At 42.8% G+C, this 25,277-nt stretch carries 11 protein-coding genes; 10 read left to right on the top strand and 1 reads right to left on the bottom strand.

Annotated elements, in window-relative coordinates; genetic code table 11:
* Positions 1-2 precede the first annotated feature (2 nt).
* The 5 genes from BMW86_RS23250 to BMW86_RS23270 all read left to right on the top strand — a co-directional run bounded on the left by BMW86_RS23250 (position 3) and on the right by BMW86_RS23270 (position 4,672).
* The gene (locus tag BMW86_RS23250) at positions 3-1,358 is read left to right on the top strand and encodes a right-handed parallel beta-helix repeat-containing protein (RefSeq protein WP_089784406.1); all 1,356 of its coding nucleotides are present in this window, start codon (positions 3-5) and stop codon (positions 1,356-1,358) included.
* 6 nt (positions 1,359-1,364) lie between these two features.
* Complete coding sequence (locus BMW86_RS23255) at positions 1,365-2,684, top strand: histidine-type phosphatase (RefSeq protein WP_089784409.1); 1,320 nt, start codon at positions 1,365-1,367, stop codon at positions 2,682-2,684.
* A 167-nt stretch (positions 2,685-2,851) separates the two neighbouring features.
* Positions 2,852-3,232: a hypothetical protein gene (locus BMW86_RS23260; RefSeq protein WP_143056667.1), complete on the top strand. Its 381-nt coding sequence runs from the start codon at positions 2,852-2,854 to the stop codon at positions 3,230-3,232.
* Positions 3,233-3,275: 43 nt separating this feature from the next.
* Positions 3,276-3,842 carry a hypothetical protein gene (locus BMW86_RS23265; protein WP_089784413.1) on the top strand — a complete coding sequence of 189 codons (567 nt, stop codon included), beginning with the start codon at positions 3,276-3,278 and terminating at the stop codon, positions 3,840-3,842.
* Positions 3,839-4,672: an HTTM domain-containing protein gene (locus BMW86_RS23270; protein ID WP_089784415.1), complete on the top strand. Its 834-nt coding sequence runs from the start codon at positions 3,839-3,841 to the stop codon at positions 4,670-4,672. The genes BMW86_RS23265 and BMW86_RS23270 overlap by 4 nt, the downstream gene beginning before the upstream one ends.
* Here the strand turns inward: BMW86_RS23270 and BMW86_RS23275 are convergent.
* Entirely contained in the window at positions 4,641-5,663 is a 1,023-nt protein-coding gene (locus tag BMW86_RS23275) for a LacI family DNA-binding transcriptional regulator (protein ID WP_089785773.1), read from the bottom strand. The genes BMW86_RS23270 and BMW86_RS23275 overlap by 32 nt on opposite strands.
* Positions 5,664-5,810: 147 nt before the next feature.
* Here BMW86_RS23275 and BMW86_RS23280 point away from each other — a divergent pair, with 147 nt between their 5' ends.
* The 5 genes from BMW86_RS23280 to BMW86_RS23300 are packed head-to-tail and all read left to right on the top strand — an operon-like array spanning position 5,811 to position 25,276.
* Positions 5,811-10,196, top strand: coding sequence for a hypothetical protein (locus BMW86_RS23280; RefSeq protein ID WP_143056668.1), 4,386 nt, complete (start codon positions 5,811-5,813; stop codon positions 10,194-10,196).
* Positions 10,197-10,201: 5 nt separating this feature from the next.
* The gene (locus tag BMW86_RS23285) at positions 10,202-12,259 is read left to right on the top strand and encodes a fibronectin type III domain-containing protein (RefSeq protein ID WP_143056669.1); all 2,058 of its coding nucleotides are present in this window, start codon (positions 10,202-10,204) and stop codon (positions 12,257-12,259) included.
* Positions 12,260-12,268: 9 nt separating this feature from the next.
* On the top strand, positions 12,269-17,554 hold the full coding sequence (locus tag BMW86_RS23290) for a T9SS type A sorting domain-containing protein (protein WP_089784421.1): 5,286 nt from the start codon (positions 12,269-12,271) through the stop codon (positions 17,552-17,554).
* A 1-nt stretch (position 17,555) separates the two neighbouring features.
* On the top strand, positions 17,556-19,307 hold the full coding sequence (locus tag BMW86_RS23295) for a hypothetical protein (RefSeq protein ID WP_089784424.1): 1,752 nt from the start codon (positions 17,556-17,558) through the stop codon (positions 19,305-19,307).
* Between the two features lie 2 nt (positions 19,308-19,309).
* Complete coding sequence (locus tag BMW86_RS23300; protein WP_089784426.1) at positions 19,310-25,276, top strand: fibronectin type III domain-containing protein; 5,967 nt, start codon at positions 19,310-19,312, stop codon at positions 25,274-25,276.
* Position 25,277: the final 1 nt, after the last annotated feature.

Below are 25,277 nucleotides of genomic sequence, written 5' to 3' on the forward strand. Positions count from 1 at the left end.
CCATGCAGAAAATACATTTATATATAGCGTCAGCGCTTATCCTGAGTGCCTGTCATAAAGAGGAATCAGTAAAAATATCAACGGCAGTAATCTCTGCCGGTCAGACGATTAGTTCGGATACACTCACTGGTTCTGTTAAGGGGACCCTTGCTACCGGAAAAACATATTACTTCAGCGCTGATATCACTATCAATGCAGGGGATACGCTGCTGATGCAGGCAGGTTCCAGACTGATTGCCCTGGGAGACGGTAAAAGCACTGCTACCAGTCCGCAAATCACCTGTAACGGTACTTTTATCAGCTTAGGTACAGAAGATGCGAATAACTACATTACGGTAGTGGATAGTCTGCGTACAACCTCCAGTATCGGTAAAGGTATCTGGGGCGGGATCCAGTGTGGTGCTACCAGTGGAGATGTGATTATCAAATGGACGCATCTGGAATTTGCCGGCGGACCAGCAGGTGCATCCGCAGACCCTGCAGTATTTGCAGCAGGAGATCCAAGGAATTTCCTGTCTTACACCAATATTGATGGAAATTGCATAATAGAAGACTCCTGGTTTTATGGCAGTACAGATGATGGTATCCGTATCCTGCATGGTAAGGTAAGTGTGATGCGTAATACATTCGAAGCCTGTGCCAAAGCCGGTGGAGAGTCCCTGAACTTAAAAGCAGGTTCTGTAGGAGATGTAGCGTACAATGTTTCAATAGGAGGTGCAACCAATGCATTCAAGGTATCTAACAGTGGTGGTAGTACGGTACAGACAAATGTATATGTATATAACAATACTATTTTAAACAGTGGTATGCGTCAGGTGAAATCTGGCCGTGGTGGTTCTATCAACTATGAAAAAGGAGCGCAGGGCAAGATCTATAATAACATGATCATTAACTGCCGTTATGGTTTAAGGATTACGCCGGATGCAGATACCCTGCACATCACTTACAATAATAATTTCTTTTATTCTAATGCGCAGTACCAGATCAATGCATTTTATACTTCAGATGGAAGAGGTGTAAAACAGAGCAATGATATCATGAGCACAACGCCTAAGACTAATAACCCATTGTTTGCTTCATATGATGTGGACCAGTTTGATTTCTCTGCTGTAACGCCGCCACTGGATATTTCTGCTATGCCATTGACTATTATCACTGCAGAACAGTATAATTTCAGCCTGTTACCAGGTTCTCCGGCTCTTCGTAAAGGAGAAGCGGATATATTTGCAGCACAGAAGGTGGTGCCACAGGGTGGATTATATGGTGCTACTACCGATGCCCCTGGTGTCGATATGGGCGCTTATCAGTCAGACGGATCAGGAAACAAACATTATACTTCCAGCCTTTTATCTAAATAAACAGGGATGAGTAAGAATTGGAGTCTGTTGTTATGTTTATTCATTACAGTGAATACATACGCGCAGGAAGCAGGGACAAAGACACCCTACAAATTTTCAAAACAACAGTATACACCTGCACCGAAAGGATTCCAACCGGTGTTTGTGAACTATGTAGGCAGACATGGAGCGAGGTTTCTGACGAAAGCAGGAAGTGATATTACGTTGTTAGATGTATTATCACAGGCGGAGAAAGAACATGCGCTGACAAAAAAAGGTGTGTTATTAAAGGCGATGGTGATCCGTTTTCTGTCTATAGAAAACAACAATTACGAGAACGTCACTTTACTGGGAGAAAAAGAGCAGGCAGGGATAGGAGCACGTTTATATAGTAATTATAAACCGGCCTTTAAAGGCCGTGGACTGGAAGTACAGATCACGCATAAGATCAGGACTAAACAAAGTGCAGATGCCTTCCTGCGACCTTTTGCAGGATATAAAAGGGATTTTGCTTTAGTAAAGGATTCTGATGAGAATGTGTTACGGTTTTATGATCTGTCGCCTGCTTATCAGACTTTCAAAAATAGCTTGTCTGTACAGCTGGATTCCCTTGAAAAAGATCCAAAAACAAAACAGACAGCTGCCAGTGTATGCGCAAAGATCTTCACCGGTACTTTTATAGAAAATGGTGTAAAGGTAATGGTACGTCAGAAGCCTGTGGTAATAGATGCTGTAACTATCGCAGATTATATCTATGATTTATACAGCGTACAGTTTTCGATACCACTGGAAATGAAGAAAAAAGGATATACCAGGGATAGTATTGATTTCGGGATCGTATTAAATCAACAGGAGCTGCAGTGGTTTAACTTTAGAAATGGTGCAGCCGATTTCCTGGAAAAGGGAGCCGGTACAGATACCCTGGGGATCCAGGTGAGAATCGCAGCTCCTTTGCTGGCAGACTTCTTAAACAGCACGGAAAACACCAAAGGGAAAGATGCAGTGCTGCGCTTTACACATGCAGAAGCTATTTCTCCTTTTGCTACTTTGCTGGGAATACGCAGCGCCAGTGTCCCTGCGGCATCAGTGTATGATTATAACAAACACTGGAAAGCATCGGCTATCATTCCTCTAAGCGCTAATATCCAGTGGATTATCTATTCCAATGGAAAAGAAAAGCTGGTGAAAGTATTACTGAATGAGAAGGAAGTAGCCTTGCCAATAAAAACCGCTCATTACCCTTATTATCGTTGGGCAGATGTCAGGGGGTATTACCTGGAGAAGCTGCAGTTGATCCATACGGATCCAACGGCAGATATGCATCAGTATTTATTACAATTAAAATAAGATAAAAAGAACCGCTGAAAGAGCGGTTTTTTTTATATATAAAACCGAACATATTGGTGATAAATATTGTTATTAATCCTGAAAATGGTAAATTCATCGTCCATTCTATGGCAGGATTCCGAAAAGGCCTTAAAATAGAGTAGGAACAAACCCCCAAAAGTTCAGTTATGAAAAGACTAATGTTGTTAACATTATGTATTCCCGCATTTTTATTATTCTCCTTTACACTCCGCCAGGACCGTGGTGTTAAAAGAGTAAGTACACACCTTTATTCCGTTACTCCGCTGGCTACAAAACGGGTAACTACACAGGACAAGGAAATGATCAAGAAGATCGTTGCTGACCATTATGGCATTAAAGATTTTGGTCGTGGTCTCATTATTATTAATCGTGAAGACCCAAGAAACAAAGTAGCAGGTGGTATCCTCGACAACTCTATTTACAAAGACTGGGTTTCTACAAAACTCTTCTTCTGGAAACAGATTAACGAATTACCACAGGAAGTTATTAAAGCGAACGCTATTCTTACAAAGTACGCTGGTAAATAATTCCAGGTTAGGGCCGGTTTTAAAATGACCGGCCCATTTTCATATGAAAAAGCGATTATTATATGGCTGGATAGGTTTCCACCTGCTGTTTATCCTTCTTATCAATTCGGTGAGTTCCTATACATCCTATCACGACTTTCATCACCAGAAAGGAAACAGTTCTGTGGCTAAAGGGATAACAAAGCTGATGGGGAAGAAATTCTTCCGCTATTATGGCCGTTATACAGGCGCAGAAATGGGGTACGGCTTCTTTGGTATCAATGTACGTTCCAATGGGATGCTGATAGGGGAGTGCGGTGGAAAAGAGTTAACCGCAGATTTTAAGTCTTATGAAACATCATTACGCTTCTTTTCCATGACCAACGCATTAACAGATGATTTCATCAAACCAGGAGATACTTCGCAGGTAAAGAATATCATGAGTGAGTATAATAAACTGGTATTTAAAAATATTGCAGTAACGATGTTTCAAAAAGGGGAATGCCAGGATAGCACCGTATCTGTCAGCTATAACCTGTTAACTTACCCTACCCTGGCCGCTGTGAGAGCAGATACGCCTGCACGCTATCAATTAATTAAACTGATCACTGCAACCTATAGTCTGCGATGAAAACATGGTTATTCTTTTTCAGGATCAATATAGCAGGTTTTGCCCTGATCCACTTTCTCTCTATTCAGCCTGATTTTAATGATCTTTATTCTTATCACGGATATGTATATCCTGATATCATGGATAATACAACTGATACCATTAGTTTAACGCTGGTAGGTTTACAGGGGATTTTACATAAAATCGGATATGAAACCTTGTTATGGATTTGCCGGATAGCCTTCCCTGTATCATTGCTGATGCTGATTGCCGGCTTATTTACAAGAGTGAGTGCTATTGTAGCTCTCTTCTTACAATTATTACTGATAAAGTCTGTTCATTTATATGAATATGGGGTAGATGGATTTACCACTTTTGCATTATTCTATTGCTGTATATTCCCGGTGGGAAGAGTTTATTCTTTAGATAACAGGTTATTGGGGAAAAGAGAAGTAGATGATGAACCGTATCTTTTTTTACTAAAAGCGCATCTTAGTATTGCTTATTTTTTCTCCGGATTTGATAAGGTTATCGGTGTTACCTGGCGCAATGGCGAAGCCCTCTGGAAGGTAATGCACAGCCATAATTATTACAGTATTTTCAGTCTGGATTTTTTAGCAAAAACGCCTTTTTTTGTAATCTCCTGCTGGGCAACGATGATCCTGGAACTGGCTTATGGTATCTTTATGAATGTACGTGTTACCCGGCCTTACTGGCTGATGGGTATTGTGTTATTACATTTATTCATCGCGTTGTTTATGGGATTGTTTTTCTTCTCCGCCTTATTGATTATCCTCAATCTCAGTGCTTATTATGTACCTACGTTGAAGCCTGCACAATCAGGTTTGTAGCGAGAATTTTCCGTTCAAATTCTTTTACAGGTCTTTTACTTTCTATCAGTTGTAATAGTAAACTGGTAGCCAGCTCTCCCATTTCAAATGCGGGTTGCCGTACCACAGTCAGTGGTGGATGTAACAGTTCTATCAGGTCTGAGTTAGAGAAGCCAACGAGCGCGATATCCTGAGGGATACGGATGCCTTTGCTTTTCAGCACTCGCATACAGTTGGTGGTGAGTTTATCTGATGCTGTGAAGATAGCGTCCGGTCGGGGGCGTAATTTCAGTAACTGGCTGACAGCCTGTTCCACTTCCTCTAATTGTAGTCCGGAATAACGGGAGTATTTAATCAGTGCTTTACCGGGTTTTACCCTTGTCTGTGCCAGCGCTTCCATATATCCGGCCACACGTTCCCTGCTGATAGAGAGTGTTTCTGGTCCGGCCAGCACGGCTATATGTTTATATCCTTTATTGATGAGGTGAAGAGTGGCATCATATGCCCCGCGGAAATTATCCACCATCACTTTATGGGTCTTGATATCCTCTACGATACGGTCGAAGAATACGATAGGAAAGCCTCTGTCGTGCAGTGCTTTAAGATGGTCCATGTTCTGGGTACTGCTGGATACGGAGATCAGCAGGCCGTCTACAGACCGCGATGCCAGGTACTGTAAGGTCATCATTTCCCTCTCATAAGATTCATGTGTCTGGGAGATGATAACGTTATAACCGGTGTCCTTGGCTACGGATTCTATGCCATTGATGGCCTGGGAGAAGAAGCTATTGGCTATTTCAGCAACGATCACTCCTATAGAACGGCTTCTTTTCTCTTTGAGACTGAGTGCGATAGGATTAGGGTGATAATTGATCCGGGTAGCATATTCCAGCACCAGCTGTTTGGTGGCGCTGCTTATCTCGTGGCTATCACGTAGTGCACGGGATACAGTAGAGGTTGAAAGCCCCAGTGCGATCGCTATATCTTTTATGGTTGCTGCTTCGAATTTCATAACGCGGTATGTAAATATAGGAGTTTTAAAAATGATGCTGAAGACTAATGATTCGTAATATGTTGCTTTTTTTGAATGCATTCATTATATTTGTATTAGTTTTAATGCGAAGAATTATTCAAGGGACAATCCTGTTAACTAATGATAATGCGTCGTGGTACCCCTCTACCTATGCCCGTAACAGCTGTGCTGTTCTTTTTACTGTCGTTTTTTAAGCCGTGCATTGTTTTATCCTCTCCGGTTAACCTGATAGATACAGCAGGTGCAAATGCTTATGTGCAGGGACTTTTCAAGGAAATTCAGGATAAAGGGCGTTTTATAAACGCGCTGAACAATGAGGACATGGGGACTCTGCCGGTAGGACTGGTGAGAGAGATCAATGGCAAAACATACGTGATTGCGATTGACAGTGCCCGTATGACCTCTACAGGGGCCTATTTCAGCGCCTATTTCCGCTTTACCTTCCCCGGTACCAGCAATGACCTCATTTTCGGTGGTAAAAATATTGGCTTCACGCCCGGCGGTGTTAGCGCAGTGACTGCCACCAAACTGGTGCTGCTGAACGATCAGAATATCCATATTAATGATCATGTAGACCTCACTTTTCCAGGTAATGGCGACAATTACATAGAATGGGACTGTAACGGCTTTAAAGATGCCAATCTGAGTGCTGTATTTGGCTTTGACAGTACCTGGATACAACCGGAGGATACAAAGACAGATAAATTACGTGCAGCCCTGAAAGTGAATGTAACGGACCTGAGTAACATCATGGCTACGGTGGATATACCTGCGTTCCATATAACGGGAATGACGGACTTCAGTTTCAAAGTGAAGAATGCAGTAGTGGACATGAGTGATGTGGCTAATCCCGGTGGATTGAATGTGACCGGCGATATGCTGGATGATCCTGCCAGTCCTTTATTATGGAGAGGTTTTTTCCTGCAGGAGCTGGAAGTAGGGTTACCGCAGCAATTAGCCACCGCCGAAGGGCGACCTAAAGTGACTGTTACCAATTTTATCATTGATGATCAGGGGGTAAGTGGTAGCCTGACAGCAGAAAACATCGTTAAATTAGGAGATGCCAGCGCAGGTGGCTGGCCTTTATCTATAGATAAATTAGGGATCAGTTTCAGTAAGAATAAACTGAATGGAGGAACACTGGGCGGAATGCTGCGGGTGAACTTCATAGGAGAAGATCCGCTGGCTTACGATGCCAGTGTGAGTATGCGGGGAAGTGATACTTATTACTCTTTCAGCTTAAAAACAACCGCAGACAAAACATACAGCTTCTTTGCAGGAAATATTACCCTCGGTAAAGACTCCCGTATATCCATCACCAAAACAGAAAAAGACTTTCTGCCGATGGCCGTATTAAACGGCAAGGTCACCCTCAATAAAAGCGTATTAAACGTCAATAACATTGCTTTCCAGGATCTGACCCTCTCTACGAAGAAGCCTTATGTACACAGCGGTACATTCGATATCGGTACTGCAGGTGGTTCTAAAATGGGTGGATTCCCGATAGGCTTCGATAGTATACATATTGGTATAGCAGAAGGTAAAATAGGGATAGGCGCTACCGTAAGGCTGAATTTTATGAATTCATCTGATAAGGGATTTGGTGGTAGTACTTCTTTTATTGTTACTGCGAGTCAGCAGGAAGAAGTACAAACCGTTACTGTCAATAATGTACCCGTAGAAAAAACGACCACGCATTGGAAACTGGATAAGGTAACAATCAGTGATATAGACCTTACCGTAGCCGTAATGGCATTCAAGATGCATGGTATCCTCAGCATTTTTGATAATCATCCGGTATATGGAAATGGTTTCAGGGGTTTCCTGGACTTTACCATTCCCGGGCCTATACCCAAAGCAACAGCCACTGCCTATTTCGGATCAAAAGACGATTACCGTTACTGGCATGTGGATGCATACATAGGCGTAACCATTCCTATTACGCCTATTATTAAGATCAATGGGTTGATGGGAGGAATGTCTTACCATATGGAAAGACCATCGGATTTCGACCCCTATGACAGCAGGAATGCGATTGATGGTAAGGGGGGATTGAAAGATGTGAACGAGATCTTCAAGTATATCCCTGTAAAAGAAGCCGGACTGGGTTTCATGGGTGGAGTATCCCTGGCGCTGACCGCGGATATGGTGGTGAATGCCAACGTAGCCCTGGAAGTACAGTTTGGAACTGATGGGGGCTTCCGTTACGCACAGTTTGACGGGGCTGGATATGTATTGCATAAAGCCGTAAAAGCGAAGAGTAAATCAGAAGCAGGGGAAGATGATTCCGCACCGGCATGGGTACAGTTTAAAATGCGCTATGATAATGTGAACCATACCTTCGACGCCAATTCTAAAACATATATTAATATAGTTGGTGTGCTGAAAGGAGTGAATGAACGTGGTCTGGTAGGTGAAGCTGCCTTGCATATCGCTCCGGATGACTGGTGGTTCTATATAGGCCGTCCTTCACAGATGTTTGGCCTGTCTATATTAGGACTTGCAGAAGTAAAGACATATTTCATGATGGGTACGAAGGTGGAAGATATGCCGCCTTTACCTAAAGAAGTAAGTGAAGTATTTGATGATGTGAATACCAACTTCATGGCGATGGAAAACTCTATGAAGAGTGGTAGTGGATTTGGTTATGGTATACATTTCAGTGCAGGATTTAAGTTTGATTATGGAGTATATGGAGAATTTGCCATAGGAGCAGGAGCGGATGTCCTGTTACGTGATTATGGAGAGGCCCGTTGTAAAGGCAGTAACAGTATTATAGGGTTTAACGGATGGTATGCCGCCGGACAGGCGTACGCTTATCTGAAAGGTGATGTGGGGATTCGCGTGAAGGTATTTGGTAAGAAACGGGGTTTCTCTATTGCCAAGTTATCAGCAGCCGTACTATTGCAGGCTAAGTTCCCCAACCCCAGCTGGCTCAGGGGAATGGTAGGCGTGAAGTACTCCGTACTTGGAGGAATGATCAAAGGGAAGGCGAATATTAAAGTGGAGTTAGGTACCCAGTGTGAACTGGTGAGCGCCAAAGAACTGAACATCACGATCATTAATGATATCAAACCGGATGATAATACCAGCGATATAAGTGTGTTTGCTACACCACAGGTGGCCTTTAACATGCCTGTAGTAAAACCTTTCTCCATGTTAAATGAGAATGATGAAGTAGCCACCTACCGTATTCAGCTGGATGCGTTGACACTGCAGAAAGACAATGCCTTTATCACTGGTATTACTACCATGAGTGATGACGGTACTTCCGCCTCACTCACGCTGAGGGATATATTACCGCCAACAAGCAAACTGACAGCTTCTGCCAGGGTGCATGTGGAAAGACAAAATGGTAGCAACTGGGATTCCCTGAAAGCGGACTTCGAAGTGAAATCGGCTACTTTCACCACCGGTGCTGCGCCTGATAATATACCATGGGAGAATGTAGCCTATGCATACCCTGTTAACAGACAATATAACTTCCTGCCTAAAGAATATGGTAAAGGATATATTAAACTGAAACGTGGACAGCCTTACCTGTTTGCTACTACAGATGATTCAGGTAAGAAATGGAAGATCACCGCTGCTATGACACAGGCAGGCGGACAGGTGCTGAATCCTGCTTTCAACTACGATGAAGGAATGGCACAGGTGAACTTTGATATTCCACAGAATATGGGGAAGGAAGCAGTGTATACATTTAATATTGTACGTTCTTCCCTGGATGGACAAACGGCTGCTAATAATGTACAGTCGCAATCACAGACGGATGTATCCGCAGATGGGGATTCTACCACTATCGCGCAAACAACATTAAAAGGTAATGCTACTTCTGCTGTCAGCAAAGAAGTTATCAATTACAGCTTCCGTACCAGTAAGTACAACACCTTTATAGAGAAGATGAGCGCCACTTCAGATCCAAGAGATCTGTTTGATGTGGCCACTAATTATATCAGTGTAATCGGACAACGTTTTGATGCGACTGAATCATTCGACAAATTCGAAACGGAAGGAGATAATACGTTCTCTACCAAATCATTGATATCCCTGGTAGCAGGTACCAATAACAGCTGGTTACAAACACAGCTGATGCCACTGATCTACACAGGTTATCCGTTCAATGCAGGTATGACGATCACACGTGATCAGACTACTACGGGCGGTATTCCTCCTCTGGATGCGGTGCGTTTGTATAATGCCAATACCTCCGGATACAGACTGGAAGATGCGGCTATCTCTGAAGGACTGGCACCTACCATACAGGACCGCTGCCGCTTTATGTACTACGTTTCTTTTGTGGCAAATGATGATTATCACGAACTGCTGAATAAAGCAAACCGCTTGTACATTAATGGTGTGACTGCTTCACCGGCCATCAGTAGATTACTGACATCTACTTATCCTGATTTACAGGGGAACATTTATTACCCGGTAGAACTGAAATACAGATTACCTGGTTCTAACAATATTACATCATCTGTTACGCGTAGCATTTATTATAAACTCTGATGACCATGTACCGTTTTATATTATTCTTTCTGTTGCTGAGCTGTTCCGGTGTAGTATATGCCCAGCAAAAAGAACATCGTATCGCCGGTCTTGCAGATGCTGGTAAAGATAAAATCAGGCTGCGCTGGTCGCCCGCCAGTTATATCTCCTGGGAGATGGGTAACAAATACGGGTATACGGTAGAGCGTTTTACAGTTGCCATCAACGGGCAACTGGTCACTAAACCACAACCGGTATTATTGACGCCCCAGCCGCTGAAGCCTTATACGCTGGAACAGATGAAAGTAGCAGCAGATAAAGATGAACGTATTGGCATTATTGCAGAACTGATCTATGGTGAAAAGGCTGAGAAGCTGAAACCGGAAGCTGGTATAGGAGCTTATTTTGAGAACCAGAATCAGAACGACTGGCGCATGGGGATGGCCTTACTCTCCTGTGATTTGTCTATAAATGCAGCTAAGAGTGCCGGGCTTTTCCTGGAAGATAATAATGTTAAAAAGGGTGAACGTTATGCCTATCGTATTTCATTGGCGAAACAACCGGTAAACCTTATTATAGATACAGCCATTGTAGTAGCTTCTCTGGATGAACCCACTTTATTATCTCCACCTCAGGAGCTGGCGATAGTAGGTGCAGACAGTACTGTTACACTGGGTTGGCTCACAGCTTTCAACAGGAATATGTATACGGCTTACCAGGTAGAAAGATCTACTGATGGTAAGAAATTTACACCGGTAACAGATTTGCCGGTTATGCCTACAGGGCCGGATAAAGCAGGTTTCTCTTATTACCAGGATTCATTGCCTGATAATGAAAACAAATATATCTACCGGGTACGTGGTATTACGCCATTTGCTGATTACGGACCTTATTCAAAAACAGTAGAAGGATCGGGAGTAGCATCTGTATCAGACAGGCCGGTGATGGATACGATTATCGTGATTGATAATAAAAAGATCCAGTTACGCTGGTTCTTGCCCGGTGAGTTATCCAAACAATTAACTAAAATCATCATTACCCGCAGCGCCAACGGGAAAGGGCCTTTTGAGCCTTTAGCTACCCTGAAATCACCTGTATATACTTTTACAGATGATAAACCACTGGGATCGAATTATTATAGAATTAAAGGGATTACCAAAAGCGGTAAAGCCATTTATTCCTTCCCTTATTTCGCGCAGGTAATAGATACGATACCACCGGTGATACCAACAGGGTTAATAGGTAAGGTAGATTCTACCGGCATCGTTTCTCTGCAATGGGATGTTAATAAAGAAAAGGATTTACAGGGATATCGTGTATTCCGTGCCAACGGCCCGAAAGAAGAGTTTGTAGAGGTAACAAGAGTGATTCTTACAGAGCCGGGATTTACAGATACAATAACATTGCACACGCTGACATCTAAAGTATATTATGAAATAATAGCGGTGGATAAGAATTATAACACTTCCGGTTATACGCCTTACCTGGCATTGAAACGCCCGGATACCATTGCGCCTTCTTCTCCTGTAATAACCAGAGCGTATAGATCTGACAGCCTGCATGCTGTTGTACTGGAATGGCATAACAGCAGCAGTGAAGATGTGGTGAAGTATGCATTATATAGTATCAATGCAAAAGATAGCAGTCGTAAGACAGTGGCTATCTGGGATACGCTTAATAAACGGGAGAAATATATAGATACTGCTTTACAGGCGGGTAATACCTATTACTACGAACTGGAAGTTTCTGATGATTCAGGGAATAAGGCAAAGGAACTGAGCGGGGATATCTGGTTTGAAGCAGCTAAACGCCCTGCTGTTAAGAATATCAATGCAGTACCTGATCAGGACAAAAAACAGATTGTGCTGAACTGGTTATATAACCAGCCGGAGATAAAACAGTTCCGCATATTCAGGGCTAAAAATGATAGTCCGTTCCTTTTATTCTCTACACTGGATGGAGTTAGCAGGCAATGGGCGGATAATGATGTGTTTTTAGGAAATGTATATAAATATAAAATTATAGCAGTTTTGAAGGGAGATATGAAGACAGAGATGAGTAAGGTAATTGAAGTAAAATATTAAATCAACTGGATGAAGAAACTTTTACTTTTTGTAAGTTTTGTATTATTCGTAAATGGTGTGTTGGGGCAAACGACTCCCTTGTTTACCAGTGTGCTTGTGTATGGAAATGTGCAGAACCCCTCAGGTTTGGGGTCATTGCAGTTATACCTGAATAATGCATTTAGTTCTACACCATTTGGATCTGCAGATGGTGTAGGTATTGTAATAGGTGCAGGTACCAGCTATGGGCCTGCATTTATGATGGTTCGTAGTGGTGGTGCCAGTGTCGCTAGTCTTTTTCCCAATGATATTTATCCTATTAGTGAGAGGTTGGTTGAAAGAACTGTTCCATTTTATGGGCTTTACAAGAGTTATAGTGGTTTTACAGCAAGATGGACATATGAGATGCCGGCGCCGAAAGACCTTACTATTAATGCATCTTCCTCTACCCAGATTTGCGGAAATGAACAAATGGGGCTTACTTCCCCTCTAAACTGGCTTTTATTTTCCGACAGTTATGTTACTACTTCAGTGGTATGGGAATATAATCTGAATGGTAGCACCACATGGAAGGGGATGGATTCATCACAAAACTCTTATTCTATTTATTTTAGACCTGGTGAACGTATCCCTGAGCTTAAATCAGCTACGCAGAATGTAAAGTTCAGATGCAGGAAAAAAGCGAAGTATAGCGATGCTACTTACTATTCCGCTTATAGTACTGCCACCATTTCATTATCGATTTCGCCATCGCCTCCGACGGTGACAGATGCCAGTAAAATTGTAAAAACACCTTCCTGTTTTGGTCAGAATAATGGGAAGATTGATATAGATCCTTCTAATATAGTTGCAGGTTTCTCTACTATGCGCTGGATTCTCCGGCCTGCCAGTACAACAGTTCCATGTAATCCGGATCTGGGTAATACTGCCTCTAATTGCGGGGATTTTGTGGATGAGAGTAATGGTTCTGAACTGGTTTCATCAGGTGTGCATGCAACAGGAATACCTAAGGGTGATTATGCTTTATGGCTGATAAATCCTGGATCTGGAAGTGGTAACTGTTTTACGTCTATACCTATTTCGATAGGTGAACTAGCGGATTTATCCATTTCTAATAATACAGCGCAGACAAAAGATGTCAGCTGTTATGGGGCAACAGACGGCGCTATAGGTGTAACTGCAGCTGGTGGTAATGCTTCTTCCGGTTATTATTTCAAGTTAACTACATCTACTGGTACAGTTGTATCAGCAGAACAACTCTCTGCTAATGCAACCATGTTATGGCAGAATCTGCCAGCCAGTCAGTATATAGCAATAGTAAGAGATAATACCTGTACGGGTATCACAAGACAAGTGCCGGTAACTATTGGCGGACCACCGCAGATCACTGGCTCAGTGACTGTTTCACAGCCGTTGTGTATCAGTCCGGGTGATGGTAGCATAGGTATTACCGCCAGTGGCGGAACAAATTATCAATATAACCTGTATAAAAACAGTGTACTGTTCGCACAATCTGCCACAACTACTGCCACGAGTTATTCATTCAATAGTTTAGCAGGTGGCAATTATACTGCTGAAGTGATTAATGCGGATTATAGTAGTTGTCCGGGTTGGAGCAGTCCGGTAACATTGAATACCATCACGGCTCTTTCTTTACAACTGTTATCTACTGATTCCGTGAGTTGTAATGGTGGCAGTGACGGTGCCTTAAAGGTTTCTGCCAGTGGAGGATCGGGTCTTTACAAGTATACGTTAGGAGCTGTAACTAATACCACTGGTATATTTTCAGGTTTATCAGCAGGAGATTACACTGTTACATTAAAGAACCAGGCTACTACCTGTAATGATGTGGCTACTAAATTAATTACTGTTTATCAGAGAGCTGCTTTGCAGGTATCGCTGCAAAAAACGGATATCACCTGTACTAATGCAGCTAATGGTATATTGAAAGCGGTAGTGACGGGTGGCTCTGGATCTTATAATTATACCTGGCAGCAATACAAAGGGGGGGCCTGGGCAGGTAATAGCTTCTGGTTTAATACAGATACACAGATAGAAGGACTTGAGCCGGGTACTTATCGTGTAATCATCAGCGATACTAAATCTGCTGGTTGTACGGTTACATCATCTACGATTGTATTGGATGATCCATTACCGGTAACCTTTACAGATGTTACGGTGCATGAAGCAGTATGTCTGACAGAAGGGGCATCAGTGAGTTTAGCAGCTTCCGGTGGAGATGGTAATTATACCTATAGCTGGTCTACAGGTGGGGCATTTACGAATTTCACTGCTGGGAATGTATTACATACTGCCGGTACTTATACTTTTCGGGTAAGTGATGGCAAGGGTTGTAAAACAGAAACTACGGATACTTATCCTATTACATTACCTGCTGCTGAATTGAGTTTCAGTACGGTGTCTTCCGATTATCATGGATTTAATATTTCCTGTACAGGATCGGGGGATGGTAGTATTACTGTTGCAGCAGCCGGAGGAAGTACGGTATATCAATATAAATTAAATAGTAACAGTTATCAGGGTAGTCCTGTATTTGACAATCTCTCAGCAGGTAGTTATACTATTAGTGTAAAGGATAGTCGTGGTTGTGAAAAGTCAACTACTGTAACATTGATACAGCCTGCTATTGTTATTAAAGCAGTTAAGACGGATATCAAATGTTATGGAGCAGCTACAGGGAAAATTGTTACGAATATCTCCGGTGGTGCCGCCCCTTATGTATGTCTGGTAAATGGAGTTTCTTTTAAAGATAGTGTTACAAATCTGGTAGCCGGAGATTATACTTTACGGATTACGGATGCCAATGGCTGTAGTAAAGATAGTCTGATAAGTATTGCTCATCTGTACCCTGCATTGAAGGTGCAGAGTGCTACGGTGAGTGATATCATTTGTTATGGTACAAAGGGTAGTATTGCTCTGGCAACAACGGGTGGAGATGGTATTTATAATTATACGCTTGATGGTGCTGCATATACCAGTGGGGCTGCATTAACTGCCGGTGATTATCATGCAATGGTAACAGATGGACAGGGTTGTACAGATGTTTATGCAGGTCAGTTATCTGTTACTGCACCAACATCAGCACTTACTTATACTGCTGCTTTATCAGATTATAACGGATATAACATTTCCTGTTCCGGTGGAGATAATGGCTTTGCTACTATTACTGCCAGTGGTGGTAACGGTAGTACTTACAACGGATATACCTATGCATTGGATAATGGCGCCTTTGGAGATTCTTCAGTGATCCGGCATATCAATGCAGGTAGTCATTTACTGAAAGTACAGGATGGAAGAGGTTGTATTTCTTCAGCCAGTTATTCATTTACACAATCTACTCTCGCGCTGGATCTTGCATTGGTGAGCAAACAGGATGTGATTTGTGCGGCTACTCCTGCCGGTAATATTACTGTAGCAGGAAGTGGTGGTACTGGTAGTCTGGAATATAGTATTGATAATGTTAAATGGCAAACGGCTACATCTTTCTATAATCTGATAGCCGGTAGCTATAACATCTATGTAAAAGATGCCAATAGTTGTGGGCAGCAGTTGGCTGTACAGATCAATTCACAGGACCCTACTATCATCATTGATAAAATCACGTTGAATGATATTGTATGTTATGGTACCACAGGTACTATCAATATACAGGTACATGGTGGTGCCGGTACATTAACCAATGAATATTCCCTGAACGGAGTTGATTATACCGTATTTACTAATACAACAGCATTGGGTGCAGGGACTTACTCTGTAAGAGTAAAAGATGCGCCGGGTTGTTATTCTGCGATATTAAATGCTGGTAGTATAACGGCTCCTGCATCCACACTGACTGCCGGTATTACTACATCAGATTTTAATGGTGCACAGATCTCCTGTTATGGCCTTGCTGATGGTACATTAGATATCGCAGCAACCGGAGGAAGTGGCGTGTATCAGTATTCATTTAATAACGGCGCTTATACAACTGTCAATAAATACAATAGTTTAACAGCTGGTACTTATCCTGTGAAAATTCAGGATGGCCGGGGTTGTGTCATTACCAAAAGCGTAGTACTGCAACAGGCAGCTGCCGTATCTCTTACAGTGGCAGGAATACAGGATTTATCCTGTGGGGCCGATCCTACCGGTAAGATCACCTTACAGGCAGCCGGGGGTATTATTCCTTATCAATATGAACTGAATACGGAACAATGGCAGGAAACGCCTGTTTTCGCATCATTGACCTCGGGGAGCTATACTATGCAGGTAAAGGATAAAAACGGCTGTATAGCGGCTAAAAACGCTATTGTGAAAGCATTAAATCCTGCTATCACAGCTACAGCCACTATCACACCTGTGAATTGTTTTGGTGAGAGTAGCGGAGCGGTGAAAGTAATGGTAAGCGGAGGGGATGGTAATTACAGTAATCAGTGGAATGTAGGGGACCCGCTGCATGTACCTGCCGGAAATTATACTTTGAAAGTAACAGATGGTAAAGGATGTACACAATCGTTTAACTATGAGGTAACACAGCCTGATCTGCTTACCCTTGCCACTACGGCTCCTGCTATATGTGATGGCTTAAGTGATGGTAGTATTACAGCAAATGCACAGGGTGGTATTTCTCCTTATCAGTATGCCATTGATAAAGGTGCATTGGGCATAACACCGGTATTCGAAACCCTGCTAGCAGGTAATTATAATATCACCGTACAGGATGTGAATGGTTGTAACGTGAGTAAAGATGTGCTGATAGATAAACTGAATGTAAAACCGGATGTAAACTTCCTGGTAGCATCCAGGAAAAATGCACTGGATACACTGGTGATTAAAGACATCAGTTTACCTGCACCGGATAATATCAGCTGGACATACTCTCCTGAAGCCATCTTCATGGGTTATGACGGCGTAGCTCCACTGATTAAGTTCAGTAAAGAAGGGAATTACTGGATACAGATGACCGCTACTTTCGGCAGCTGCACTTATTCCCGGAAAAAGGATATCGTGATTAATACCTATGATCCGCTGGCGGGGCCTGTTTATACATTGCCTATACATGTGATAGATACCGTGTTATTATCACCGAATCCTAATAACGGGTATTTCAGTTTTCAGGTGAAGATGGTGAAGAAACAACAGGTGGTGGTATCTGTCTATGACATGAACGGCCGCCTGGTGGACAGTAAACAATTTTCTCCTTCATTGCAGATTGATGACAAATTCGCACTTGGTAATACTGTCAGTGGTACTTACCTGTTGAGGGTAATAGCGGAGAATGATAGTAAGGATGTACGTTTTATTATTAGCAAGTAGCATGAAAATGAACCGTTATATATTTTCTCTTTTATTACTCACCGCTTCTTTATCTGCTTCCTCGCAGGCATTGGATCAGCTGGGGGTAAAGAAAGGCGTCACGATGAGCGGATCTGTCAATGCCAGTACTACGCTTTATAAAGCCAATGGTATTGATAACAGGAGAGATCCGCTGGCCTGGTACCTGAATGGGAATATCAACATTAACCTGTTCGGGTATTCTATGCCTTTTTCATTCAGTTACAGTAACCAGGGAAAAAACTATTCACAGCCGTTTAACCAGTTCCGCTTTGCGCCTTCCTATAAATGGGCAAGGGCCTATCTGGGTAGTACCAGTATGACTTTCAGCAACTATACACTGGCCGGGCATATGTTCAACGGGGTAGGGGTGGAATTAACACCTGGTAAGTGGAGAGTAAGTGCCATGTATGGTACATTACTGAAGGCGGTACCTTTTGACGTACTGGTGCCGGATAGTTATAACAGGGCTGCTTTTGAACGTAAAGGTGAAGGGATAAAAGTCGGATATGAGGATCAGGGAAATGCCTATGGTGTTTCTTTATTTCATGCAAAAGATAATGTGTCTTCACTGCCTTATATACCAGCAGATGCAACGATCTCTCCCAAAGAAAATATTGCTATTGCCTTAAATCTGCGTCAGCATATTACCCAGCGGATATTTGTAGATGCAGAGTATTCAGTGTCTGCATTGAACAGGGATGTGCGTTCAGAGAAAAATGCGTTTGACAGCAGCAGGGGAACGTCTAACTTCTTAGGCCATTTATTAACGCCAACCAATACGACGCGTTACTTTGATGCGATACAGGCAGGACTGGGGTACACCGGTAACTTCTACACCATTCAGCTGCGTTACGAACGTGTTGCGCCGGACTATGTAACATTAGGCGCTTATAACGTGGTGAACGATATGAGGAACATTACGGTAGCGCCTACCTTTCAGCTATTTGGAGGGAAGGTGAATTTGTCCGCTAATGCAGGGGTGCAGGTGAACAATCTGGATAAGAGCAAAACCAGTGATGCGAAACGAATAGTGGCAAATATTAACACCGGTATTACACCTAATGAACATTGGGTCATCAATGCCGGATATTCCAATTTCAGTAATTACACCCGGGTACGTCCACTCATAGATCCTTACTTTAATAATCCCCAGGATACCCTGGATTTCTACCAGGTGAATAACAGTTATAATGGGATGCTGATGTATCGTACAGGTAATAAAGAAGTACAACATGCTATCACGCTTAATTCTTCTTACCAGTATGCCAGTGACAGAAGCAGTGCTGTAGACGCAACAGAAAACCTCAGTAAGTTTTTTACTTCTAATTTAAGCTATAGTTATAATCTGCTTCCGAAGACCTTATCCATGACAGGATCAGTAAACTATTACAAGAACACAGCTTCCGGTTTGAACACCACTTTTATGGGGCCAAGTGTGAATGTGAACAAGCAGTTTTTTGATAAAACATTCCGTACCGGTGTCACTGCTACTTACAATATTACCAATGCTACCAGCGATGTGGCGGGGCTGAGTACTACTACCAAAAGTACATTGTTCAACAGCGGGCTGAATCTGAATTATTCTCCCAAAGGGAAACAGGCCGAAGGCAGTACCCATAAAACAACACATAATTTCGGAGCATCTGTAATGTGGATGTTAAGAGGCGCTGCGGCAGCCCAACCCGGATATAACGAGTTAACCAGTACTATCAATTATACCTATTCGTTTTGACCATGAGATCACCTATGTTTCAGATATCCCGCTACCTGTTTTGCCTGTTACTGTTTGTAACGTCTGTTGCCCGGGCGCAGCAATACCCCGTTACTGCCAGTACACAGATCATTCCGCCTTACAGTGTTTATCTGCCGGATTATGCAGTGCCGGGCAGCGACAAGCTACGTGTGATACTGGTACAGAATGATCTCACGCAGCCCAGCTATGATGTGATCCTGCAGATGACAGTAGAGCAGAACGGAACGCTGATTATGCGTACCTCCGGAGCTTTTCATCCGAAGCCGCTGACATTGATGCCTGGAGTTCCGACTATTATCAGCGGGACTGATCTCTCAGATTATCTCAGTACCAATAATATAGATTTCAGTGGTGGATTTAGCCGCGAAACCTACGATCGTAATAAATCTTTGCCTGAAGGCGCTTACCGGATTTCTTTTACGGCGTATGACTATCGTCGTCAGCAGGTGCAGGTGAGTAATGTAGGTGCCAATATATTCTTCTTCCAGAAAAGTGATCCCCCATTACTGAATTTACCTATTTGTGGTAGTCGTGTTGAAAAGCGTGATCCACAATTCCTTTCTTTTAACTGGAGCAGCCGTAATACCCCTAATCCTTTACCGGGAAGTGGAACAGAATATGTTTTTTCCCTGTATGAAATAAAACCTAAGAATAGTAATGCTGATTATATTGTTCGCAGTAGTACGCCTGTTTATACGATCACGACAGAAAGCAACACTATCATCTATGGCCCCGGCGAACCGCAGCTGATAGACAGTATGCAGTATGCATGGAATGTACAGGCCCGTGATAAGAGCGGTCGTGACCTGTTCAGTAACCAGGGACTCAGTCAGACGTGTACATTTACGTACTTAGGTACCAATCCTTTTGCTGTAAATAATATTAAACAACCATTGTTATATGGTGCGTCTAATGGGGAGAGAAGTATTAAGCTCCATTGGCCGCTGGCGGATAACAACAGCTCCTATACAGTAGAGGCATACCGGTTACAATACCGTGCGGCGGCGAAAGACGGGACAGAGTTTGACTGGTCATCTGAAGAGTTATCGGACAGTGTTTTTACACTCAATAGCCTGGAACCAAACCGTACGTATGAATCTCGTTTGCAATGGCGGATAGCGGGTGTATATGGCCCGTATAGTGAAGTGGTGAAAGTGACAACGGATTCCCTGCGCACCTTTGTTTGTGGTGATGGAGACCTGTTAAAAACGCCTGAGAATACCAAGCCGCTGTTGCTGGCTATTCCGGGTTTCATTGTGCGTATCGGACATTTTGATGTGCTGTTAACACAAGTGAGCGGTAGTAACGGTGTATTCACCGGTAAAGGCCGTGTGATCACTCCGGGTTTTGGGATAGGATTGCTGATGACATTCTCTAACATCACTATCAATACAGACCTGGTAGTGATAAAAGGGGAGATGCAGGCTGTTACCAGTGGCATCGATAAGTTTGTAAGTGATGCGGTGAAGAGTCAGCGTGGAGGAAATGATGTTGGGCAGGTGAAGACGGGAGATATCGTAACTGATATCACGACTAAGTTGCACATATTCAGTACAGATAATATTAAAGTAGATACTACTTCTCATACTATTACTATCACCTCTCCACAGGGTGGTGGTACAGAAGTGATAGACTATGCTAAAGCAGGTAAGACCCTGCCACTGGTATTGGAAGATGCAGATGGTAATCTGTATAGTGTTGATAAGAACGGTACTGTAACTTCTGCGGGTACACGGGATAAGACAATGGATGCTGCAACACTTGCATCATTGAATAATCTGCAACTGAGTAATGGGAAAGTAACATTTGTTGCCTCTGGTAAGTATGCCTTTGATGCATGGAAGGATGCTTATGCAGGTAAATCTGTGCTGGACAGCAGTTATGAATTACTGGCGAATGGACAGTACAGGGTGAGTGCGAAGGCTATTCTGCCAGGTGTTCAGGATACAGTGACCGCTACTTTAGAGAATGGGAAAGATATAGATGTTACAAAGATCAAGTTTGCGAATGGCAAGGGAATTGTTTATCCGTCTAAAAATTATGGTAACAATTTCACGGTTACGATAACTGGTGGTCCTGCCAGTGATGCTCAGGAGATGTATGCATTGTATCCTAAAGCAGGTGGCGGATATATCAGCATGGGTAAATTACTGATAGCCAGTTATGCGCCTAAGCAGAAAACGCTTGTGCTGATACCAATAGGTAAAGAAACCGCTGTGCCTGTGGCTGCTATTCAAAGCAGCATGGAGAAAGCGTATGCTAACATAGGTGTTACGTATACTATTATAAAAGATGACAGCTTCCGCGAGAGTACAGATTGGGATACAGATGGAAATGGATTCTTGCAGGATACTAAGTCGGCTTTCCTGAGTAACGGCTTTACCGGTGAAGAGAAGGAGATGAAGAAGGCGTATGCTAAATCACATGATATCAAAGATGATGCAGTGTATCTGTTCATCGTCAATGAGGCGACGCTTGCTAATGGAGACCTGTTAGGTAAGATGCCAAGACAAAGCCAGTACGGGTTCATCTTTGAGAAGGGCAAGTCTGATGCGGATGTTGCGCTTACTGTAGCACATGAAACCGGGCATGGTCAGTTTACACTGGAACATACATTCAGCAGTGGTATAGGCTTGACGCAGGGTACTACGGATAACCTGATGGACTATAACAATGGTTCTGCGTTATTGAAATACCAGTGGGATGTGGTGCATGACCCTGGGCATGTATGGGGTATTTTTGATGGGGATGATGCGAGTGCGGACCTGTCTACCAACAACATTCCTAAGAAGCTGTTAAACGGAACGACATTCAATTTCATGACACCAACCGGTAAGAAGCTGACACTACCTCAACAGTGTGCGGTAACCTTCAACTTTGGTGTGACCAATATCAGTGAGATCGAATATCCTATCGGATATGTTTATAATTTCAGTATTAAGAATGAAAATAATCAGGTCGTTACTTATACTGCGTCTATCTCAGATGGCATGTTCAAAGGATATGTGGATGCGAAGGGAGCGCTGTACCAGGATAAGCTCACAGGAACGGATAAGAATGAGAATGTAATTCTGTTTGTCCCTGAATCAGATGGCATACGCTATATGAAGCTCAAATCCAAAGAGGGTGCTTATGTAAATAATGAAGCAATTAAAACGTATGCTGATTTCCCGGTAACTCCATATCTCAACAAAGATGATTTTATTGACCAATCAGACATCATTAAGTATTCAAGCATAAGTAGTCTGACCAAAAACCGTAATGAGGATTGGACTTTATATCAGCCTTACTTCAAGAGTTCCTTACAGTATCATAATGGACAGGCTATACATTCTTATATTGTTAAGATAGTGGAATTGCGTACTGCCTACCGTGATCTTTTCGGACAGTTCTCCGACTGTTATGATACCTGGGATGCTACGCTTAAGAAGTTCATGACTGGTAGTACTGCTACAACTGATTGTATAGGCTGGTGGGAAACATCACTCAGAAACGATCATCCGGAGCGCATCCCGTTAATCAAAAGCAATCCTGTTGAGTTATATAAATTCTTCCTGCATGATTTTGTGGATTACATCAGGATGATGTCTGTTGTGAAAGACGATTTCCTCAAGAATCTTTCGCTGGAGAATACTACGCAGCTTGAAGCTACAAATGCACTGATGCTTTTCAGTAATGATGAGATAAGTAAGATCCCATGGGCCAAACGTGAAATCCTGTTCCAGGTGCTGGCACGCAAGGGACTGTATATGAATGCCGAGTTAGTGGCTGTTCGCCTGGCTAAGTATATGCCTGATGGTGACCATCAGAAATTGTTAGACGCATTTGTTACAGATCAGGATGCGGACAATCAGGGCCTTTTGATAAAACGTTATCTAGGACAGAATACCGCCGATCTGAATGGAGAACAGTTCTATCAGTTTGTCAATATTCTGCACTCCTATGCGAGTGAAAAATATACGTTTGATAATAGTGCGCCTGAGATAGGAAAGAATCAAAGACTGAACCGTTATTTTAGCTTTGATCCGGCTTTCTGGACTGGCAAGCCCATTGTTATAGATATGTTAAGCACTGGGAAGGTAAACATGGCTTTCCGTCATCAGTTTACTACCATAACATATGGTGCAGTATCAGTAGATCCTTACGAAAGTGTAACGCTGCATTTTGATGACAATAAATCTACCGGTGAGTTTATACTTGATAAAGGAAAGACCTATACAACCTCAGGTATTATGGCCTATGCGTTGTGTTATTCTGTCGCCAAGGATAATCTGAAGATAGGTGCAATGGTTGTGTTAAACACCGCCCTGATGGCTACCGGTATAGGAGAATTGAATACCGCTCTGGCTCTGGGAAGAACAGGGGGGATCATTCTTGGAGGTACTGATATAGCATTGGGTGTAGGGGCTATCCTGGTTGATACGAAGTACAGAGATGTTTGGCAGAGAACAGAGAATGGTAAGCTTGTATTGAAGTTCTGGGATTATGGCAACCTGTTGTATGCGGGTACCATGATTACCAGGGTGATGGTAGCTGATGCTATGGCTGCAAGGGATGCCGCGAAGGCAATGGAGGCTACTGCCGATGATGCAGAGCGGGCAGCATTGGTTGAAACTGAGAACCAGGCAGATAATATTATTAATACCGGTGAGGGCAAAGCGATAAAATTCGTAGAGCAGGCAGCTGCTGATGCTGCAGGTATGCTGGCTAAATATCCTGATCTGAAGTTCGTCTATGGCGGAATGCAGAAAGGTCTTGGAAGCAGCGCTACGAATTTTGAAAGTGCGTTGAAGAGCTGTTCAGATGACGTAATGGCCAAGTTCAGCCAAAACCCTGAGATGCTGTATAAGCTGGGTAATATTGAAGGTGCTACGGAAGCAACAATAAAGAGCAGGCTTGATGATATAGCGAATGCCGGAAAAGATTTTGGTACACTGAGAATAGCTGCGGGCAATGTTCCTGGTCAGGGAAATGTCGTGTTATTCTCCAAACTGAAAAATAACAACGGATTTTCAGGTATTAAGTCAAATTTTGATGGGCTGAATGATGCTCAGAAGAGTGTATTCTTAAATAACTTTAAAGGATCAGCAGATGCGGATGTAATAGCTTTAGGCCGCAACAATGGTGAATTGTTTGATGTCTGGAAAGCCAATCAGGGTGTACGCAATATTGATCTGCTTCAGTCTATTAAGGATAATCCTGCTCTGTACGCCAAACTTACAGGAGGTAATACATTAGCAGATCTGCAGCCTTATTTCTCGGATCTGGATGAGGCTTTGAAGAGCAAATTCCTGAATAACTTTAAGAATTCTCCGGATGCAGATTTATTAGCACTCGCTGCAGATAATGGTAACCTGTTTAATGTTTGGAAAGTTAACCAGGCTGTAAAGAATATTGATCTGCTAAAATCAATAAGGAGTATTTTTGATGCTATACGGGACCATTTAAAAATACGTGTTCCGAGTGTGGACAGAGATATAAAAGGGTGTCATGATGCAACGATGTGGGATAATAATAGTATTGTGAGAAAAGAAAGTCTTGTAACTAACCCCGGTTATACAGTGCCGAGTGGTCTGCCATTAACTGATTTGTCAGTCCCTCAGGTAGTAGTGATCTCTGATGTAGCGCATACTACTCCGGGTGTTCGTATTGTTGAGTATAAGGTACCTATAGTTTCCAATTCCGGTGCAACGGCCGGACAAACTACCGGAGCGTTAAAGTCAACTGTGTATAAAAAGACGATCTATGATCCCAACATCTGGCCTGATGCGAGACTTGAACAGGCATGTAACGATGCCTTGCAGGATGCTTATAGGACCGGAAGTCTGATAACTAATCCTGCTCCATCAACAAGTGTTAAATTTAAGGGTACAACAAGAGATGGTTATATTGTGGAAGGATTTTTCGATGTAAATACGAAAGCTGTAACCACTTTTTACTTTTATTAAG

Source organism: Chitinophaga sp. YR573 (assembly GCF_900110995.1).
Classification (GTDB): domain Bacteria; phylum Bacteroidota; class Bacteroidia; order Chitinophagales; family Chitinophagaceae; genus Chitinophaga.

What these genes read in the sequence shown, in the direction of transcription:
- BMW86_RS23250 (WP_089784406.1), top strand. Translation starts at nt 3, where the DNA reads ATGCAGAAAATACATTTATATATAGCGTCAGCGCTTATCCTGAGTGCC.
- BMW86_RS23255 (WP_089784409.1), top strand. Translation starts at nt 1,365, where the DNA reads ATGAGTAAGAATTGGAGTCTGTTGTTATGTTTATTCATTACAGTGAAT.
- BMW86_RS23260 (WP_143056667.1), top strand. Translation starts at nt 2,852, where the DNA reads ATGAAAAGACTAATGTTGTTAACATTATGTATTCCCGCATTTTTATTA.
- BMW86_RS23265 (WP_089784413.1), top strand. Translation starts at nt 3,276, where the DNA reads ATGAAAAAGCGATTATTATATGGCTGGATAGGTTTCCACCTGCTGTTT.
- BMW86_RS23270 (WP_089784415.1), top strand. Translation starts at nt 3,839, where the DNA reads ATGAAAACATGGTTATTCTTTTTCAGGATCAATATAGCAGGTTTTGCC.
- BMW86_RS23275 (WP_089785773.1), bottom strand. Translation starts at nt 5,663, where the DNA reads ATGAAATTCGAAGCAGCAACCATAAAAGATATAGCGATCGCACTGGGG.
- BMW86_RS23280 (WP_143056668.1), top strand. Translation starts at nt 5,811, where the DNA reads ATGCGTCGTGGTACCCCTCTACCTATGCCCGTAACAGCTGTGCTGTTC.
- BMW86_RS23285 (WP_143056669.1), top strand. Translation starts at nt 10,202, where the DNA reads ATGTACCGTTTTATATTATTCTTTCTGTTGCTGAGCTGTTCCGGTGTA.
- BMW86_RS23290 (WP_089784421.1), top strand. Translation starts at nt 12,269, where the DNA reads ATGAAGAAACTTTTACTTTTTGTAAGTTTTGTATTATTCGTAAATGGT.
- BMW86_RS23295 (WP_089784424.1), top strand. Translation starts at nt 17,556, where the DNA reads ATGAAAATGAACCGTTATATATTTTCTCTTTTATTACTCACCGCTTCT.
- BMW86_RS23300 (WP_089784426.1), top strand. Translation starts at nt 19,310, where the DNA reads ATGAGATCACCTATGTTTCAGATATCCCGCTACCTGTTTTGCCTGTTA.